Below are 18,503 nucleotides of genomic sequence, written 5' to 3' on the forward strand. Positions count from 1 at the left end.
ATCAAAGGCTCAACGATGGTTGGGCCTTTTTTTTATTCTGTCTGGCTGCACCGCTCACGGCGCCACAAAAAAGCAGCTGGAAAGGATGAATTTTTCATTCGCTGTGTTAAAAATATCCAGAATAAATTATTCCTGTGGAGAACAAGCGTGAAAATTGATCTCAGTCAGATGGTCACGGAAGGGCGCAATCCGGCCAGCCTGAATATTGACGAAATGAGCACGGAAGCGATGCTTCGCGTCATTAATGATGAAGATAAAAAAGTTGCGCTGGCCGTTGAGGCTATTGTGCCGGCTATCACCCGCGCTGTGGATATTATCTGCGCCGCCTTTCAGGCCGGTGGGCGACTGATATACGTGGGCGCGGGCACCTCCGGCCGCCTGGGGATCCTGGATGCAAGTGAATGCCCACCAACTTTTGGCACACCGCGTGAGCAGGTAACTGGCCTGATTGCCGGGGGCCATCAGGCCATTTTGCAGGCGGTGGAAAACGCTGAAGATAATGTGGCGCAAGGCGCGCAGGATCTGAAAGACATCCACTTCAGCCAGCAGGACGTGCTGGTGGGCATCGCTGCCAGTGGACGCACGCCTTATGTTCTGGGCGCGCTCGATTACGCCCGGCAATGTGGGGCGATGACGGTTGCGCTGACCTGTAATCCGCACAGCAAAATGGCTGACGTCGCCGATATTGCCCTGACGCCCGTGGTCGGGCCTGAAGTGGTGACGGGGTCATCACGCATGAAGGCGGGGACCGCACAGAAGCTGGTCCTGAATATGCTGACGACCGGCGCGATGATTCGTACAGGCAAAGTCTTCGGCAATCTGATGGTGGACGTTGAAGCCACGAACCAGAAGCTGGTACAGCGCCAGGTCAATATTGTGATGCAGGCTACTGATTGTGACGAAGCCTGCGCCAGTGCCGCCCTGGCGGCCTGCGGCGGGCACTGCAAAACCGCCATTCTCATGGTGCTGGCGGAACTGAGTGCTGATAAGGCAAAAACGTTGCTGACCCAACATCAGGGCTTTATTCGTCGGGCGCTACAGGCTGCGGGAGCACGCTGATGGCGGACGTGACCGATGCACTTCTGCACGCTATCGTGCAGGCAGCAGGCGGCGCAGACAATATTGCCGTTTGCGGCCATTGTATGACCCGTTTACGCCTGACGCTGAAGCAGAATCAGGCTGACATCGCCCGGCTGAAAGGTTTGCCTGGCGTGCTGGGTGTCATCAAGGGTGACGATCAACTGCAGATCGTGCTCGGTCCCGGCAAGGCGCAAACGGCGGCGGAACGGATGCATTTGCTGCTTTCACAGGGGGCACCGAATCTGCAACAGGTGGCTGCGCAACAAAAACAGCAGATAAAGGCCAGACAGACCCGCGCAGTGCATCAGTTTCTGGCACGTTTCGCCACCCTTTTCACACCGCTCATCCCCGGCTTTATCGCCGCAGGTTTACTGCTGGGATTCGCCACACTGATTGAGCAAAGCCTGCACCTCAGCATGCCGGGCGCACATCCTGCAGGCTTACTGCAGACCGTGGCCTATATGAAAGTGTTCAGTAAAGGGTTATTCACCTTTCTCAGCATCCTGATTGGCTATAACGCGCAAAAAGCCTTTGGTGGCACCGGCGTAAACGGGGCCATTATCGCCTCGCTGTTTCTTCTGGGCTATGTGCCCGATGCGAAGGTCGGCTATTACAGCGGCATGGACAGCTTTTTTGGTCTGGCTATCGATCCGCGTGGCAACATTATCGGTGTGCTGCTGGCCGCGATGTTTGGTGGCTGGCTGGAAAGGCAGTTGCGCAAGGTCATCCCGGATAACCTGGATATGATTCTTACCGCCCTGTTAACCTTATTAATCACGGGCGCGCTGACTTATCTGCTCATCATGCCGCTCGGCGGCGAGCTGTTTAAGGGAATGTCGTGGTTGTTTATCCACCTCAATAACAACCCCTTCGGCTGCGCCCTGCTGGCTGGGCTGTTTTTGATCGCCGTGATGTTTGGCATTCATCAGGGGTTTACTCCGGTCTATTTTGCGCTGATGGAAACCCAGGGATTTAATTCACTGTTCCCTGTTCTGGCTATGGCCGGTGCCGGTCAGGTGGGGGCCGCACTGGCGCTCTGGTGTAAAGCGGAAAAAGGCGCGTTGTTGCGCACCCAGATAAAAGGCGCCATCGTGCCCGGCTTGCTGGGCGTGGGTGAACCGCTGATTTATGGCGTCACGCTACCGCGGCTCAGACCCTTTATTACGGCCTGCGGCGGCGGGGCAGTGGGCGGATTTTTTATCGGTCTGGTGGCCTGGCTGGGGCTGCCGGTCGGCATGAATACGGTGTTTGGTCCTTCGGGTCTGGTCACGCTTCCGTTAATGACCTCGCATCAGGGCATTTTTGCTGGCATGGCCGTGTACCTGGGCGGTTTGATCGTGGCCTGGGTCAGTGGCTTTGTACTGACGTGGTGGTTTGGCTTACGGGATGTCGATTTAAGCTGAATCCATAAGGAATGCGCTATTAACCCGTCAAGCGGTACGGTAAGACGTTAGTCTCACTGCGGATGTCACGCGCCGGGCGCGGGTGGGATGGTGCTGCGCGCTAATCAGTTGCGTTAAAGTAAATCGTTAAAATGTAATGGGTTAAAAATCCCCGTGAGTAAACGAAGCCGCTACTGAGCGGCTTTTTTAATGCAATAAATTAACGCGTAGCACTAAAGTGTAAATGCGCCACTGCCGAAAACATAAAAAAAGGTAAAGCTTACCTTTCACGTGCTTTCATCCATGCTTCTGGTGCAAGTCTGACTGGTACTATCAAGGACTCCTATGCGCAACAACCAACCTGTTTCTCAGCGTGAATATGTGTATGACGATCATGCCACACTGATGACAACGACCGATCTCAACAGCTATATCACCTATGCCAATGATGCATTCGTTGAAGCCAGTGGCTTTTCATCTGATGAGGTCAAAGGGCAGCCGCACAATATGGTGCGTCACCCGGATATGCCACCCGAAGCTTTTGCCGATATGTGGGCGACGTTAAAACAGGGCGAACCCTGGACAGCGCTGGTGAAAAACCGCCGCAAAAACGGGGATCACTACTGGGTGCGGGCGAACGCGATTCCGGTGGTGCGTAATGGTCAGGTGCAGGGTTATATGTCGGTGCGGACGAAGCCATCCGCACAGGACGTGAAAGCCAGTGAAGCAATCTACCGTGATTTTCGTGAAGGTCGCGCGCAAGGCCGCCGTTTTCACAAAGGATTAATTGTCCGCAGCGGCTGGCGCCGCCTCGGCTCGATCTTAAAAACGCTGCCACTGCGCTGGCGCATCCGTACGGCGCTGCTGGCTTTACTGCCGCTGTCCGTCGCAGGCGTCTGGGCGCTGGGAATGGCACCGCTGGCGTTGAGCGGATTTGCGGGCGGCATGGCCGTTCTGTTGCTGCTTGCCAGCCTGTGGCTGGAGCAGCAAATTTCCCGTCCTGTTGAGCGCATGTGCAAACAGGCACTGCGCGTGGCCACCGGGGCCAGTCACCAGGTGGAGCAGATGGACCGCATTGACGAGGTGGGGCTGACGTTGCGCGCCATTGGACAGCTAGGGCTGATGTTCCGCTGGCTGGTGGACGATGTGAGTGGCCAGGCGATTAACGTGCTGAGCGCCAGTGACGCCATTGCCCGCAGTAACAATGAACTGAGCCGCCGGACCGAACAGGCCGCAGCGAACGTGCAGCAAACGGCCGCGACCATGAACGAAATGACCGCCACCGTGAAGAGTAATACGCAAACGGCCCAGGAGGTGAGTTCGCTCTCCGTCAATACCAGCGATGCGGCAAGCAAAGGTGGCGAGGTGATGAAAGAGATGATGAGCATGATGGCGGATATCGCCGACAGCTCAGAACGCATTGCCAGCATCACCAGCGTAATCGACAGCATCGCGTTCCAGACCAATATTCTGGCGCTGAACGCCGCCGTTGAGGCGGCACGCGCAGGTGAGCAGGGTAAAGGCTTCGCCGTTGTGGCTGGCGAAGTACGCAGCCTTGCACAGCGCAGCGCAAAAGCCGCCAGCGAGATTAAAGCACTGGTGGAAACCAGCGCCAGCCGGGTCAGTTCAGGCAACGAGCACGCCGGTGCTGCGGGACATACCATGCAGGATATTGTGCAGCAGGTGCAGAACGTCACTTCGCTCGTTGCCCAAATCAGCGCGGCCACGGCGGAACAGGCGACCGCGCTCAGTGAAGTCAGCACGGCGGTAGAAGATCTGGACGATATTACCCATCAAAACGCCGCCCGCGTTCAGGAAAGCGCAGAAGCGTCGGGCCGTATGACCCATCAGGCTAACCGTCTGGTGGAAGCGATCAGCGTGTTCCGCTAAGTTTTGACCGGCCTGCCACCGGATGGTGTTGTGCCATTCGGCGTGATCACGCTCTTCGCGCGCGCAGGGTGCGAACCGTGATCATGCCGTCTGGTACGGCATGATCGCTAAGAGGCTTTCCCGTCCTAGTCGTCTCTTCTGCTGCCCAATTGCGTACCCTCAGCCAACATCCCATCACGGCCTGACTCGTCTCAGAGCATCACGGCGTAACGCCTGTCTTTGCCGTCTTGTGACATAACAGCATAGCGCTGGGCGAAAGTCGTCAGGCGCACAGGTAGTCATTAATACTGCCTGCTATGCAAGGTGTAGTCATTTAACCTTTCGTGTTTAAACAGCGCTAAACGTGCTTTTCATTTTCAGTTTTATTGAATGATATGAGCAAAACCCTCTGCTTTTTCTTGTGCGATATTCCTCCTATTATGCTTTCACACAAGGCATGTAGCCTTATCTAAACGAAAAAGACCGAGGAATTGACCATGAAAACTATCAAAACTTTTGCTGCTTTAATCGCCCTGACTATTCTGCCTGCTGCGGCTTTTGCACAAACTGTGACGGCGACCGGCTCAACACTGGACAGCGCAGAAGCGAAAATTGCTGCTCAGGCGCAGGATGCTGGTGCTTCCTATAAGATCACCGAAGCGAACACCAACAACGGTGTGCACATGACGGCTGAGCTGTATAAATAAGCCTTGAACGTCTGTGCTGACAGGACGCCTGATGGCGTCCTGGCTCCGTTTTTAGCGCAACAGAACCTGTCACTTTACCGCCTCTACTCCGCTTTCCTGCATCATTCTGCCCCATCCGGCCTGTCTCTTTGACCAACAGATCGTTCGCTTAACCGTTCAGCCTTTGCCAGAAAAGCCCCTTGTATGCGCGCCATCATCCCTCAATGCTGCGCGTACCGGCGATAACCCGGGCGCGGATGTCGTCCTGAACGGACAACACCGCGGCATCATGCGCAATGAATGGCAGGAGAAGGAAAAGGAAAGTGGGGGAGACAATGCGGAATCGACCGCTGGTCGCCTGCGGCAACTACCCCAGGCGACCAGAAAGGTTATGACACCTCTTCTGAAGCGTCGTGCATCATTTCATCGTGCGGCACATCGTCCAGAATCTGTTCAAAACTGCGCAGACGTTTATAGATCGACATTAACTCGACCAGGGTGGACCACGAGGTAATGAGGTACTGGAACGATCCCCGAACCTGGTCAAACACGTTGGTGATCTGGTTCAGCAGGCCCAGCGTAATGGCACCGGCCACAATAGACGGGAACAACAGGAACAGCCCGAACACGTTATCCACCTGCAGATAAAGGATGCGGCTGATATTGAAGTAAAGATAGTGAAAATAGAGACGGAAATAGTTAATCCGCACATTGTGGAACAGCACTTTTACGGTCGGCGGCGTGGCGCGATCGGCGTGATCTTCGCCGTAAACCAGCTCTTTACGGTAAGCCGCTTCGACGCGCTGGTTACGGAACTCCAGGCCGGGAAGCTTAATGCCCACCAGCGCCAGCAGCGCCGTACCAAAGAGTGACCACAACACCGCCGCGATCACCAGCGCATAGGGGATGCTACCCAGAATCGGGATACTTTTTACATGATGTGAAAGCGCCACCAGAACGGGTAAAAACGCCACCAGGGTCATAATGGCCTGAATGAAACTCACGCCCCAGCCTTCCAGCGTGGTAGCAAAGCGCATGGTATCTTCCTGCACACGCTGTGCCGCGCCTTCAACGTGGCGCAGGCGCTGCCAGTGATGCATATAGTAATTATTCATCGCAGTGCGCCAGCGGAATACCCAGTGGCTGATGAAAAAAGCATTCATCACGCCAATGACCACCGCAATCAACGCGATACCCAAGAAGGCGATAACCTGAGCATAAAATTCGGCAATCTGTACCGAACCGGCTTTCGTCAGCGCTTTTTGAATTAAATCGTAGAACGGGCCATACCAGGCATTGACGGCCACGCCAACCTGGACGCCAAACCAGGTCACAAAAATAATCAGCGCGGAGCCCCAGACCGACCAGCGCTGCCAGGGATGGTTATCAATGATGCGCCACGCAAGAGCGAACAGGGCAACCATCAGCCAGTAATAGCCATAGAACCATAACTCACCCGGCGCAATAAAGCGCATCACCGTCGTGGGCAGGGGCTGCCTGATGGCGGCCTGAAACGCAGGCCAGAAATGGGCCGGTAAATCGCTGGCAAAGCCAAACCAGGCAAAAATCGCCAGTAAACTCCAGATGGCCGCCGAACTGAAAAACGGCCCAGGTCGTGGAAAGAAAGACTTAAACATAGGTACTCCGCTGTTGTGTAATCGCTTTTATAACGTCTTAACGGCCATCTGTCTGTAGCCTGTTGTTTCTGAACATGACATTGACAACTTATATGTTAATGAAATTGTGCTTTTTTGTTTCCTTAAACTAAGTATTTGTCGGTAATGGTGTTACACTTAGCGCCACTGTTACCGGTAACAGCTTGTTGTACCCGAAATCCGCAAATAAAAACCACTACAACGCGCATTCACTTCTCTTTTTCGTACCGCAGTTGATGCGGTGATGAGGCAATGTCATGTCAGACCAGAAAAAGGGTCATTCACGCAGGGATTTTTTGCTGAAGACCATCACCCTGGCGCCCGCAGTGGCGGTAGGCAGCAGCGCATTGGGTGCCTTTTCTGCACCCGCTCAGGCACAGGCCGCAACGCCTGCCGAAAGCCAGGTCGCCCGAGACTATCAACCCAGTTGGTTTACTGCCGAGGAATTTGCGTTTATCAACGCTGCCGTGGCGCGGCTGATCCCCGCCGATGAACGCGGTCCGGGCGCGCTGGATGCGGGCGTGCCGGAGTTTATCGATCGCCAGATGAATACGCCTTATGCCACCGGGGCCAACTGGTATATGCAGGGCCCCTTTAACCCGGATCTCCCCAAAGAAATGGGCTATCAGCTGCCGCTGGTACCGCAGCAGATTTACCGTCTCGGCCTGGCCGACGCCGACCAGTATAGCCGGCAGCAGTACGGTAAGGTCTTTGCCCAACTGAACGCTGAACAGCAGGATGCGGCGCTTCAGGCGATGGAGAGCGGCAAGGCCCATTTCAGCCAGCTCCCCGCCAGCGTGTTTTTCTCTTATCTCCTGCAAAACACCCGTGAAGGCTTCTTTAGCGATCCGATCCACGGTGGCAATCAGGGCATGGTGGGCTGGAAGCTCATCAACTTCCCTGGCGCCCGCGCCGATTTTATGGACTGGGTAGAGCGCGGTGAACGGTATCCGTTCCCGTCAGTGTCGATTCGTGGAGAGAGAAGCTGAGCATGGCAAATGAATTAAAGAAAGTGGATGCCGTGATTGTCGGCTTTGGCTGGGCAGGGGCCATTATGGCCAAAGAGCTGACCGAGGCCGGTCTGAATGTGCTGGCACTGGAACGCGGTCCGCATCGTGATACCTATCCCGATGGATCCTATCCACAGTCGATTGATGAACTGACCTATAACATCCGGAAAAAGCTGTTCCAGGATCTGTCCAAAAGCACCGTCACTATCCGTCATGATGCGTCACAGACTGCCGTGCCGTATCGCCAGTTAGCAGCTTTCCTGCCGGGCACCGGCACCGGTGGCGCAGGACTGCACTGGTCAGGTGTACATTTTCGGGTCGATCCGGTTGAGCTAAAACTTCGCAGCCACTATGAGGCGCGCTACGGTAAAAAGTTTATTCCTGAAGGGATGACCATTCAGGATTTCGGCGTGGACTATCAGGAGCTGGAGCCATTTTTTGATAAAGCAGAAAAAGTGTTTGGCACCTCCGGTAGTGCCTGGAGTATTCAGGGTAAGGTTGTCGGCAAAGACAAAGGCGGTAACCCGTTTGCGCCCGATCGCTCTGACAACTTTCCGTTGCCCGCGCAAAAGCGCACCTGGTCAGCACAGCTGTTTGCCCAGGCCGCCGAGTCAGTAGGCTATCATCCTTACGATCTGCCCTCGGCGAATACCTCAGGTCCTTATACCAACACCTATGGCGCGCAGATGGGACCATGCAACTTCTGCGGCTACTGCAGCGGTTACGCCTGCTATATGTATTCCAAGGCCTCACCCAATGTGAATATCCTGCCTGCGCTGCGTCAGGAGCCAAAGTTTGAGCTGCGCAATAATGCTTATGTGCTGCGCGTCAACCTCACGGACGATAAGAAACGCGCTACCGGCGTCACCTATGTAGACGCGCAGGGGCGTGAACATGTGCAACCGGCAGATCTGGTCATCCTGTCAGCCTTCCAGTTCCACAATGTCCACTTAATGCTGCTGTCCGGCATTGGCCAGCCTTACAACCCGATCACTAACGAAGGCACGGTCGGACGCAACTTTGCCTACCAGAACCTGTCGACGCTGAAAGCGCTGTTCGACAAAAACACCACCACCAACCCGTTTATTGGGGCAGGCGGTGCCGGTGTCGGCGTGGATGATTTCAACGCCGATAACTTTGACCACGGGCCGCACGGTTTTGTCGGTGGATCGCCATTCTGGGTCAATCAGGCGGGCACCAAACCCATCTCGGGTCTGCCCACCCCGCCGGGAACACCTAACTGGGGTAGCCAGTGGAAGGCCGCCGTTGCCGATACGTACACGCACCACCTTTCTATGGATGCCCATGGTGCGCACCAGTCTTACCGCGTGAACTATCTGGATCTGGACCCGAATTATAAAGACGCCTACGGTCAGCCACTGCTGCGTATGACGTTTGACTGGCAGGAAAATGACATAAAGATGGCGCAGTTTATGGTGGGGAAAATGCATAAAATCGCCGAAGCCATGAACCCGAAAATGATCATTGGCGGGGCTAAAAAACCCGGCACACATTTCGACACCACCGTCTACCAGACCACCCACATCAGCGGCGGGGCGATTATGGGTGAGGATCCTAAAACCAGCGCGGTTAACCGCTATCTGCAAAGCTGGGATGTGCCTAACGTCTTTGTGCCTGGCGCATCGGCGTTTCCTCAGGGACTCGGCTATAACCCCACCGGTATGGTGGCGGCATTGACTTACTGGTCAGCGAAAGCGATTCGCGAGCAGTATCTGAAAAACCCAGGCCCTCTGGTGCAGGCATAAGGATGATGGCGATGAAAAACGGCATTTTAGCCCTGATTCTGGGCGGTATTTCCTTTGTTGCCCTGGCCGATGAGAGCACTAGCGATCTGATAAAACGCGGCGAGTATCTGGCCCGCGCGGGCGACTGTGTCGCCTGCCACAGCAGTGAGGGCGGCAAGCCCTTCGCAGGTGGCTTGCCGATGGCCACGCCGATTGGCACGATCTACTCAACGAACATCACGCCGGATAAATCGACCGGGATTGGTGATTACAGCTACGATGACTTTCAGAAAGCCGTGCGGCACGGTATTGCGAAAAATGGCGATACGCTCTATCCCGCCATGCCTTATCCCTCTTATGCGGTGGTCAGCGATGAGGACATGAAGGCGCTGTATGCCTACTTCATGCATGGCGTCGCCCCTGTCAGTCAGGCCAACAAAGCGAGCGATATCCCCTGGCCTCTGTCGATGCGCTGGCCGCTGGCGATCTGGCGCAACCTGTTCGCACCGGATGTAAAAGCGTTCCAGCCTGCCGCGCAGGAGGACCCGACGCTGGCGCGAGGCCGTTATCTGGTAGAAGGGCTGGGTCACTGCGGTGCCTGCCATACGCCGCGTAGCGTGACCATGCAGGAGAAAGCGTTAACCAACGCCGACAGTAACGATTATCTGGCGGGCAGCAGTGCGCCGATTGATGGCTGGACCGCCAGCAACCTGCGCGGGGACAACCGTGACGGCCTGGGCCGCTGGAGTGAGGATGACCTGCGCCAGTTCCTGCGCTATGGCCGTAACGATCACACCTCAGCCTTTGGCGGCATGGTGGATGTGGTTGATCACAGCCTGCAGCACCTGACGGATGACGACATCACGGCGATTGCCCGTTACCTGAAGTCGCTGGGTGCGAAAGATCCGCATCAGGTGGCTTTTAGCGTGGATGACGCGACCGCGAAGGCCTTATGGAAAGGCGATGACAGCCAGACAGGCGCTGCGGCCTATGTCGACAGCTGTGCGGCCTGCCATAAAACGGACGGCAGCGGTTATACACGCTTTTATCCCGCGCTGCGCGGCAACCCGGTGGTGATGGCGGACGATCCGACCTCGCTGATTCACATTGTGCTGGTCGGAGGCGAGCTGCGTGGGGTGAAGGGCGCGCCGTCAACGATTACCATGCCTGCCTTTGGCTGGCGTCTGAACGATCAACAGGTCGCGGACGTGGTGAACTTCATCCGTCACAGCTGGGGCAATAACGTACCGGGAACGGTCACCGCGAAGCAGGTGGCTGACCTGCGCAAGGATGTGAAAGATCGTCAGGGCAGTGCAGATATCAAGGTGTTAGAAGGCAAGTAACACGTACGTTGCAGCCTTCCCCCACCGGGGAAGGCTGCACGATCAAATATTTTCCAGCGTCACACCGCGCGTCTTAGGACCAAAAACGCCCACCGACAGCATCACCATCAGCATGCTCAATACAATAAAGGCGATGACGCCATGCGTACCGGTGTGCTGCAAAATCACGCCGATCAGAAGACTGCTAAAGGCGGTCGATAACCGACTAAAGGAGTAGCAAAAACCTACTGCTCGGGCGCGGATAGCGGTCGGGAAAATCTCGGTCTGGTAAGCATGATAACTGCAGGTCAGCCAGGCATTAGAGAAGGTGATCAAAAATCCGCATATCACCAGCAACACCGGGTTCGTCTGCAGGGCAAACAGCGTACCAAACACCACTGTCATCAGCGAAGAAAGGACGATTTGCCATTTATTCTCAAGCTGGCTGGTAAAGCTGCCACAAATCAACGAGCCGATGGGATAGGCCAGCGTGATAAAAAAGGCATACAGCAGGCTATGGGTAATGGACGTACCCTGCCCGGACAGCAGCGCAGGCAGCCAGTTACCAAAGCCGTAGAAGCCAATCGCCTGGAAGAAGTTCATTATCACCAGCATCAGGGTGCGGTTACGGTAGCGCGGAGCCCAGATGTCGCGGAAGCGGCTTTTCGTGTCAGAGGCTGCCGCAGGCTGTGAGTGCGTCAGGTGTTGGCCGGGCACGATGCCGCAGCGTTTTTCCATGGCCGACATCACGGCATGGGCGTCTTCATGCCGTCCCTGCTGGGCCAGCCAGCGGGCGGATTCCGGCAGGTTTTTACGCACCAGCCAGATAATCAGCGAGCAGACAGCGCCCGCGATGACCACCCAACGCCAGCCCTCCAGGCCCAGAATATGTTGCGGCGTCAGCCACCATGACATGAGCGCCACTGTTGGCACCGATAAAAACTGAATAAAAAAGGAGAAGGCAAACGCCCGGTTACGCAGATGCGTGGGTACCCATTCGCTCAGGTAGGTGTCGATGGTTACCAGCTCCACGCCCAACCCAATACCGACCAAAAAGCGACACAGAATCACCATCTCTGCGCTGTGCTGAAACGCCATCAGTAACGAGAAAAATCCGTACCAGGCTAACGCACAGATAAAGGTCAGCCGACGGCCAAACCGATCGGCAAAAGGCGTAAGCAAACTGGCCCCCACAAATAAGCCCAGAAAGGTCGCCGACGCAAATGCGGCCTGATCGGTAATGCCCAGAATACCGGCGCTGCCCGCATGGAAAATGCCGGCGGCCAGTAACCCTGTGCTGATATAGCCGGTTTCAAACAGATCGTAGAGTTCAAAAAAGCCGCCTAACGCCAGTAGCGAGATGAATCGCCACAAACCGCCAGAAGAGGGCAGCGCGTCAATGCGCCCGGCTAAGCTGGTATGGGCAGTCGACGAGGCAGACGTCGGTGCCATCCCTGAAGTCAAGGCTGGTGTCATTTAGGGTAAACCTCATGTAAGGATGATGGCCATTCTCACTACAGGCAATAATCGCTTTGAAACAGGTGCCCGTTCGCGAGCAGGAAGCAGCAGAATAATCAATTCTCTGATTCTTGCCGATAGGAATAGTGGTGAATTTTTAACAGGGCAGAGTCCAGTTATGGCTGGATCGGATGGGCAGTCAGCGTTCAGACGCGGTGCAGAGAGAAATAAGGTCAAGTCAGATGCGATAACAGCCTGTCAGGTGGAGATACCACCTGACAGACTTCCCTGCCCGCCCCGCTTTTTTTCCGGGGCGGGCAGGCAATTAGGCGTCAGCCAGACGGAACGCCGACACGGAATGCGTCAGGTACTGCGCCTGCTCCTCCAGCGACGCGGCCGCGGCGGCCGATTCCTGCACCAGTGCGGCGTTTTGCTGGGTCACGCTGTCCATTTCGGTCACCGCCTTTTCAATCTGGCTGATACCATGATGCTGCTCATTGGAGGCCGTCGAAATGTGATCCATCAGAACGTTGACCCGGCCGACCGAGGCAATAATCGCATTCATCGCTTCACCGGTCTGGCTGACCTGATCGGAGCCGACCCGGATTGTCGCCACCGATTCTGCAATCAGTCCTTCAATTTCTTTTGCCGCCACCGCACTGCGCTGGGCGAGATTGCGTACTTCGCCCGCTACCACGGCAAATCCGCGACCTTGCTCACCGGCTCGCGCGGCTTCAACGGCCGCGTTCAACGCCAGAATATTGGTCTGGAACGCTATGCCGTTAATGACGTTGGTGATGTCTTCGATTTTTTTCGAACTCTCGTTAATTTTTGACATGGAAACGATGACCTGCTGGGACACGTGTTCGCCGCTCTCCGCATTCTTCACGGCTTCGCTGGCCAGACGGCAGGCTTCAAAGACATTGTCTGTATTCTGTTTCACGGTCGCGCCCAGCTGCTCCATACTGGCGGCCGTTTCGGTCAGGGCTGCGGCCTGCTGTTCCGTGCGCGAGGCCAGGTCAACGTTGCCGCTGGCAATTTCCTGCGAGGCGAAAGAGACCGCCTGGGTTGCCTGGCGGACGCGGGTAATAATGCCGGTCAGCGCGGTACGCATGCTTTCCATAGAGGTCATTAACTGCTGAATCTCGCTCTTTGAACCGGTGTTGACCGGCACCGGTTTGTCCAGAATTCCTGCGGCAATCTGGCTGCAGTGGGCTTTGGCGTGATCAAGCGGCGATAAAATATAGCGTCTGACAAAGACCAGTATGGCCACGATAATGGCAAGAAACAGCACACCAAATACGACTAACAACAGGATCCCAGAGGAAAAGTTGCTCTGGGCATCCGTATTGAGCTTCTTCGCAAAGGCTTCATGTTGTGCCAGCACCTTGTCCAGGACAATTTCATACTGGCGATCCAGGCGCACGACGTTTGCGATCTGGTTTTTAAAGCGCTGCTGGTCCCCGGCCTCGGCCGCTGCGATTAAAGGCTGAATGCCCTGATCGCGGTAGGCCAGGTAAGCCTGACGATAGCGTTCTGCTTCCGCTTCTTCTCCCGGAATACGTGGCGCGTTCAGATAAGCCTGGAAAGCGGCATCGGCTTTAGCGGCAACGCTTTTTACGCTGTCCAGTGAAGCGGCGCCCTGCGGGCCACCATTCTCCGTCTCTTTCATGTACTCCATCAGACGGACGCGTAAGGTACGACTGTGGTTGATAGGGTCAATCACCGACAGCACCACACGAATTTCTTTATTCACGGCATTAAGTGACGCGTTGCTGCGGGCCAGTAACCAGATGCTGACGGAAATACTGATAAGAAAAAGAATTAACAGAAAAGACAACACCAACAGTGATGATTTTTTTAACGACATAACACAGTCCTGAACAGGGGGGATTATGGACAGATATATCGGCATCCTGGGGCTAAATATTTAGCTGGAACGCACCGAAATAAGCACAGAATTAAGTGCATAAAACATAAGCGAAATAATGAACCAACTGATTCACTATTATCAGGTTGACGTTTCGCTTGCCGCTTCGGTTATTTCATGCGTTAACGCCGGCGGTATGGTTTTCAGGTCCAGTAATAGGTTGAGTCAACGAGGAAGTGCAAAGCAGGAAAGTGCGGTTGTCAGCATTTGTCTGAACAGTTCATTTATTATTTATTTTAAGTTATAGTAATTTAATGGTTAATTTTAATTCTTGCAGTAGTAAATAAAGGTGACTATTGCCTGTGAGATAATATGGTTATTGACACGTAAAACATTATTAGCGTATCAGGCATTGATTTAATTGAAAAAACGGGTGCGACATCTCAGGCGATTGGGTAAATCCTCTGAAAGGAGATTCTTTGCGCCATTATGAATCCTCTTCTCTACGCTGTCGTCTACACTTATTACTTCTTTATAAGGAAGTTTCTACTCACCTGTATCGAGGTAATAATGCAAGTATGTCCTTATTTGTTTCTCTATGGTCGCTGTGAAGAGGCGATGGAATTCTATTTGCAGGCAACAGGTGGACAGCTGCTGCAAAAAATGACGTTTGGTGATATGCCGGAGCAGGGTGAACAGATTGGCGACCAGTCTGCACCCCCGTTGCCACCTGAAAAAATTATGCATGCGCATCTGCGTATCGGGCAGGGCGAACTGATGATGAGTGACGGCAATCCTGACCAGCCACCGGCGTCAGAGCACGCAGGCTATGCGGTCAGTCTGGCGACCACGGATGCAGAACAGGGTAAAGCCTGGTTTGAAAAGCTGTCGGCAGGCGGGAAAGTGACCACACCGTGGCAAAAAACTTTCTGGTCTGATGGCTTCGCCATGTTTATTGATAAATTCAATATTCCGTGGCGCATTAACGTTGTTAAATCAGACGAGTAATTTGTCGGTGATGCCGTTCAACGGCGTTGGATGGCGCATACAACAGTGGCCTTCCCAGGGGGAAGGCCACCGTCAATTACCGTGCCTGTCTTGCAACAAACTGATCAGAAGTTATAGCCAGCCACCAGATAGTAACCCCAGCCCGTTGATTTAATTTCAGACGCGCTGCTGCCAAAACCTAACTCCTGACCGTCTCCCCACTGACCGCCGTTATGGAAGTAACGCGCCACAGCAGAGAAGTGCCAGTGCTCGTAGCCCAGTGACAGGATATGACTGGAGGCGATGGAATTACTGGTACGGATCGGCCCGGTCTTATCACGCAAGTCTGAGCCCCAGTCGAAGTTGGTAAAGCCTACATAGCCCAGGTTACCACCCCACAGTGTGGTGATTGGCACGAAATACTTCACCTTAAAGCGATAGCCGTCCCAGCTGTCTTCGTTCGCAGCACCGTAGTTTTCCCACTGGTACTTGGCATAGACGTTCAGTGACAGACCGATATCGCTGTGCGTATCGATGTCGGTGCCCAGGCCCATGTACCAGGTGTTCTGGCGGTTTGCGCTGTTACGGCCCATATCGTAGATATAGTTGTTGGCAAAATACCACTCTTTAAACGGACCGAAAGCCAGGCTGGTGCCGGTCAGTTTATCAATAGAGAAACGCGGTTCGATTTCCATGAACAGCGGTGAACCGTGGTCGAAAATACCGTTGGCGTTGTTGTTACCTACGCCAAAGAAGTTTGGCAGGTCAACGTAGCCGTAAAAATCAAACCAGTCTTTTTTGGCGAACGCTTCGTATTCCAGATAGACATCGTTATTGAACTGGGGCCCGAAGCGGGTGTGGTAACTGCCCACCACGTTGACGCTCTGATGCCACCAGTCGGAAAGGTACTGGGGATCGTTTTCTGCAGCCTGCACTGCACCGTTCAGGGAGCCTGCCAGCAGGGCACCTGCAACTAACGTTTTAAATTTCATTATATTTGACCACTGGTTTTCATACGCAAGACAATCGTTTGCGTGCTGTTTGGAAATCAATCCCAAAGGTTGGGCAGTAATGTACTCAGGCCGCCTGTTTTAGTTAGCGTAGCGTGCCTGTAACAGAGAGATAGAAAATAGCTTTTGATCACATTTGTCAAAATGTGTTGCATAACAATTCATCATAATTGTGATGATTGTCACAATATAGGGTTGTGGCGAACGGAACCAGGCAACCGTTTACGTTGTCGGGTTCCGAATCGATCGGCAGGAATCAGGGAAAGGTAACGCGCACCTGAAAACCGCAGCGCAGGCCTTGTGCGTCCCGACAGTTGGCAAGGGCAACGACGATATGGTGTTTCTGGGCGACGCTGCGCACGATAGACAGACCTAAACCGCTGCCCTGCGCTTTAACGTCGGGTGAACGGGCAAAGCGATCGAATGCGCGTTCAAGAAAGGATTCCGGTACACCCGGACCGTTATCAACGATGTCGACAACGGTTTGTCCCGCCACACGATGCAGCAGCACATCGACCATGCTGCCTTCAGGCGTATGTAACATCGCGTTGCCAATCAGATTATCAAACAGGCTGCGAAGTTCGGAACGCCCGGCCTGCAGTCGATAGTGCGTGGTGCCGCTAAAGCCAATGTCGATACCGCGTTTATCCGCCACAACCATGAGCTGTTCAATACTCTCTTTCAGCACATCTTCCAGATCGATATTTTCGAGGTGCGCGACGACTGACTGATCTTCCCAGCGCGACATATTCAGCAGTTGAGTGACCAGATGGCGCGTGCGGGTCACACCTGATTCCAGTTGAGCGAACTGACGGCTGGCCTCGCCGGGTTGAATGTGCTGACGCAGATTTTCCAGTTGCAGCGTGACGGCGGTGACCGGCGTCCGCAGTTCATGAGCGGCATCTTCCATAAACTGACGTTGTGAAGACCAGGCGGCACGCAGTTTATCCAGTAAGGAGTTGTAGGCCTCAACCAGGGGCTGAATTTCGTCGGGCAGCCGTTCCGGCGATACGCTGTGGGGATGGTGCGCATCCTGGGCGGCGATTTCTCGCGAGGCAACGCGCAAATCCCGGGTGATCTTGCGCACGACCAGCCAGATGACCAGCAGCGACAGCGGCATCATCAAAATCAGCGGAATAATCGCCGACAGCGCCCGTCGCACCATCATCTCTTTCATGTAGCTCAGGTTCAGCATGACCTGAATGGTTTTAATCTCACTGCCTGGCTGACCGGAACGGGTGTAAATGCGCCATTCACAGTCGCGGCAGTCACCGATCTGCACGTCTTTGTAGCCATTTTCCGGCTGTAAGGGCGCATGCAGCTCTGGCCATGAGCTGGATCGTAACCGGCCCTGCGCATCCCACAGCTGAATGACAAAGGCACTTTTGATCTTATGCGCAGGCGCAATCACCGGCATCAACGGGGGGATTTCACGGTTAACGGACCACGCATCGGCCAGCTTGGCGAGCTGTTCGTCCTTAATGACGCCAACCATTTCGCCGTAGCAGTTAAAAAAATACCAGGCGACGCCACCAATCATCAGTAAATGAATCAACAGCAGGGTACTGAGTAATTTATTTCGTAATGAACGCATAAAGATTTTCATATTGCCGGTACTCGCCAGCCCAGCCCACGCACGTTGCGAATCACATCATTATCCAGCTTGCGCCGCATCCCGTGGATAAGAACGTCCACGGCATTGCTGCTGACTTCTTCGCCCCAGCCGTAGATACGGTTTTCCAGCTGTTCACGTGACAGAATGGCACCGGGCCGCTCGAGCAGAGCATAAAGCAGGGCATATTCCCGGGCGGTGAGCTGTTCACGCTGCCCTTTGTACAGGACTTCGCGGGTCAACATATCCAGTTGAACATCGCCGCTGCCCAGCACCGAATCGGCAGAACCATGGTGGCGTCGGGTGATCGCGCGCATACGGGCCATGACTTCCTGCAGATCAAAGGGTTTGAGCAAATAGTCATCTGCCCCGTAATCCAGGCCCTGCACCCGCTGAGCGACCGTGTCGCGTGCGGTCAGAATTAATACCGGTGTGGCATCACCGCGCCCACGTGCGCGTCTGAGCACCTGCAACCCGTCGTCGCGAGGCAGACCGAGGTCAAGCAGCACGCAACTGTAACCGCCTTCGCTCCAGGCATTGTGCGCATACACGCCATCGCGTACCCAGTCGACAGACCAGCCCGCGGCTTCCAGCGCCTGCTGTAAATTGGCACCGATCATTTCATCATCTTCAACCAGCAACACGCGCATGGATGACGTCCCCCAGAAAAATGACCCCAGTGTAGCGCTGGATTATTAGCGCAGAATTATTGCTGTTACCAGCCTCAGCACTCTTACCGCACTGGCCGGGAAGGCGACAAAACCTGGCGTCGGTGCAGGCATGGAGCGCTTTGCTAATTCTGCGCTAATTTTCCGCT

14 protein-coding genes are annotated in these 18,503 nt (G+C 54.7%); 8 read left to right on the plus strand and 6 right to left on the minus strand.

Annotated elements, in window-relative coordinates; genetic code table 11:
* Nucleotides 1–147 precede the first annotated feature (147 nt).
* The 4 genes from murQ (at nt 148) to RAC65_RS16255 (ending at nt 5,038) form a co-directional block, all read left to right on the plus strand.
* The gene (murQ, locus tag RAC65_RS16240; RefSeq protein ID WP_375096885.1) at nt 148–1,059 is read left to right on the plus strand and encodes an N-acetylmuramic acid 6-phosphate etherase; all 912 of its coding nucleotides are present in this window, start codon (nt 148–150) and stop codon (nt 1,057–1,059) included.
* Complete coding sequence (gene murP, locus RAC65_RS16245; RefSeq protein WP_375096886.1) at nt 1,059–2,483, plus strand: PTS N-acetylmuramic acid transporter subunit IIBC; 1,425 nt, start codon at nt 1,059–1,061, stop codon at nt 2,481–2,483. Before murQ ends, murP begins: the two co-directional genes overlap by 1 nt.
* A gap of 324 nt (nt 2,484–2,807) precedes the next feature.
* Nucleotides 2,808–4,352: a methyl-accepting chemotaxis protein gene (locus RAC65_RS16250; protein WP_375096887.1), complete on the plus strand. Its 1,545-nt coding sequence runs from the start codon at nt 2,808–2,810 to the stop codon at nt 4,350–4,352.
* Nucleotides 4,353–4,828: 476 nt separating this feature from the next.
* Nucleotides 4,829–5,038, plus strand: coding sequence for a DUF1471 domain-containing protein (locus RAC65_RS16255; RefSeq protein ID WP_006121592.1), 210 nt, complete (start codon nt 4,829–4,831; stop codon nt 5,036–5,038).
* 368 nt (nt 5,039–5,406) lie between these two features.
* Here RAC65_RS16255 and sbmA read toward each other — a convergent pair whose 3' ends face one another.
* Nucleotides 5,407–6,654 (minus strand): peptide antibiotic transporter SbmA, encoded by a 1,248-nt coding sequence (gene sbmA, locus RAC65_RS16260; RefSeq protein ID WP_033739005.1) that lies wholly within the window; start codon nt 6,652–6,654, stop codon nt 5,407–5,409.
* A gap of 275 nt (nt 6,655–6,929) precedes the next feature.
* On the opposite strand from sbmA, the gene RAC65_RS16265 reads away from it, so the two are divergent.
* From RAC65_RS16265 to RAC65_RS16275, 3 genes are read left to right on the plus strand one after another with little or no spacing between them, the layout of a single operon-like run.
* The gene (locus tag RAC65_RS16265) at nt 6,930–7,661 is read left to right on the plus strand and encodes a gluconate 2-dehydrogenase subunit 3 family protein (RefSeq protein WP_375096888.1); all 732 of its coding nucleotides are present in this window, start codon (nt 6,930–6,932) and stop codon (nt 7,659–7,661) included.
* 2 nt (nt 7,662–7,663) lie between these two features.
* Nucleotides 7,664–9,448, plus strand: coding sequence for a GMC family oxidoreductase (locus tag RAC65_RS16270; RefSeq protein ID WP_006121596.1), 1,785 nt, complete (start codon nt 7,664–7,666; stop codon nt 9,446–9,448).
* An 11-nt stretch (nt 9,449–9,459) separates the two neighbouring features.
* Nucleotides 9,460–10,770 carry a cytochrome c gene (locus RAC65_RS16275; RefSeq protein ID WP_164482801.1) on the plus strand — a complete coding sequence of 437 codons (1,311 nt, stop codon included), beginning with the start codon at nt 9,460–9,462 and terminating at the stop codon, nt 10,768–10,770.
* 42 nt (nt 10,771–10,812) lie between these two features.
* Here the strand turns inward: RAC65_RS16275 and RAC65_RS16280 are convergent, their stop codons facing one another.
* A complete protein-coding gene (locus RAC65_RS16280; RefSeq protein ID WP_375096889.1) occupies nt 10,813–12,225 on the minus strand; it encodes an MFS transporter in 1,413 nt (470 codons plus the stop codon).
* Between the two features lie 307 nt (nt 12,226–12,532).
* Nucleotides 12,533–14,077 carry a methyl-accepting chemotaxis protein gene (locus RAC65_RS16285; RefSeq protein ID WP_033739011.1) on the minus strand — a complete coding sequence of 515 codons (1,545 nt, stop codon included), beginning with the start codon at nt 14,075–14,077 and terminating at the stop codon, nt 12,533–12,535.
* 570 nt (nt 14,078–14,647) lie between these two features.
* Here RAC65_RS16285 and yjdN point away from each other — a divergent pair.
* Entirely contained in the window at nt 14,648–15,085 is a 438-nt protein-coding gene (yjdN, locus tag RAC65_RS16290; RefSeq protein ID WP_039339045.1) for a VOC family metalloprotein YjdN, read from the plus strand.
* Nucleotides 15,086–15,189: 104 nt separating this feature from the next.
* On the opposite strand, the gene RAC65_RS16295 is transcribed toward yjdN, so the two are convergent.
* The 3 genes from RAC65_RS16295 to RAC65_RS16305 all read right to left on the minus strand — a co-directional run bounded on the left by RAC65_RS16295 (nt 15,190) and on the right by RAC65_RS16305 (nt 18,336).
* Nucleotides 15,190–16,056: a nucleoside-specific channel-forming protein Tsx gene (locus tag RAC65_RS16295; RefSeq protein WP_006121691.1), complete on the minus strand. Its 867-nt coding sequence runs from the start codon at nt 16,054–16,056 to the stop codon at nt 15,190–15,192.
* Nucleotides 16,057–16,330: 274 nt separating this feature from the next.
* Nucleotides 16,331–17,680 (minus strand): sensor histidine kinase, encoded by a 1,350-nt coding sequence (locus tag RAC65_RS16300; RefSeq protein WP_375096890.1) that lies wholly within the window; start codon nt 17,678–17,680, stop codon nt 16,331–16,333.
* Nucleotides 17,677–18,336, minus strand: coding sequence for a response regulator (locus RAC65_RS16305; protein ID WP_033739018.1), 660 nt, complete (start codon nt 18,334–18,336; stop codon nt 17,677–17,679). The genes RAC65_RS16300 and RAC65_RS16305 overlap by 4 nt, the downstream gene beginning before the upstream one ends.
* Nucleotides 18,337–18,503 lie beyond the last annotated feature (167 nt).

Source organism: Pantoea sp. BS_8, from assembly GCF_041954965.1.
In the GTDB taxonomy this organism is placed as follows: Bacteria; Pseudomonadota; Gammaproteobacteria; order Enterobacterales; family Enterobacteriaceae; genus Pantoea; species Pantoea stewartii.

Bases quoted from the DNA above. Each gene is read 5' to 3' on its own strand.
- murP (WP_375096886.1), top strand. From the start codon at position 1,059: ATGGCGGACGTGACCGATGCACTTCTGCACGCTATCGTGCAGGCAGCA.
- RAC65_RS16250 (WP_375096887.1), top strand. From the start codon at position 2,808: ATGCGCAACAACCAACCTGTTTCTCAGCGTGAATATGTGTATGACGAT.
- RAC65_RS16255 (WP_006121592.1), top strand. From the start codon at position 4,829: ATGAAAACTATCAAAACTTTTGCTGCTTTAATCGCCCTGACTATTCTG.
- sbmA (WP_033739005.1), bottom strand. From the start codon at position 6,654: ATGTTTAAGTCTTTCTTTCCACGACCTGGGCCGTTTTTCAGTTCGGCG.
- RAC65_RS16265 (WP_375096888.1), top strand. From the start codon at position 6,930: ATGTCAGACCAGAAAAAGGGTCATTCACGCAGGGATTTTTTGCTGAAG.
- RAC65_RS16270 (WP_006121596.1), top strand. From the start codon at position 7,664: ATGGCAAATGAATTAAAGAAAGTGGATGCCGTGATTGTCGGCTTTGGC.
- RAC65_RS16275 (WP_164482801.1), top strand. From the start codon at position 9,460: ATGAAAAACGGCATTTTAGCCCTGATTCTGGGCGGTATTTCCTTTGTT.
- RAC65_RS16280 (WP_375096889.1), bottom strand. From the start codon at position 12,225: ATGACACCAGCCTTGACTTCAGGGATGGCACCGACGTCTGCCTCGTCG.
- RAC65_RS16285 (WP_033739011.1), bottom strand. From the start codon at position 14,077: ATGTCGTTAAAAAAATCATCACTGTTGGTGTTGTCTTTTCTGTTAATT.
- yjdN (WP_039339045.1), top strand. From the start codon at position 14,648: ATGCAAGTATGTCCTTATTTGTTTCTCTATGGTCGCTGTGAAGAGGCG.
- RAC65_RS16295 (WP_006121691.1), bottom strand. From the start codon at position 16,056: ATGAAATTTAAAACGTTAGTTGCAGGTGCCCTGCTGGCAGGCTCCCTG.
- RAC65_RS16300 (WP_375096890.1), bottom strand. From the start codon at position 17,680: ATGAAAATCTTTATGCGTTCATTACGAAATAAATTACTCAGTACCCTG.
- RAC65_RS16305 (WP_033739018.1), bottom strand. From the start codon at position 18,336: ATGCGCGTGTTGCTGGTTGAAGATGATGAAATGATCGGTGCCAATTTA.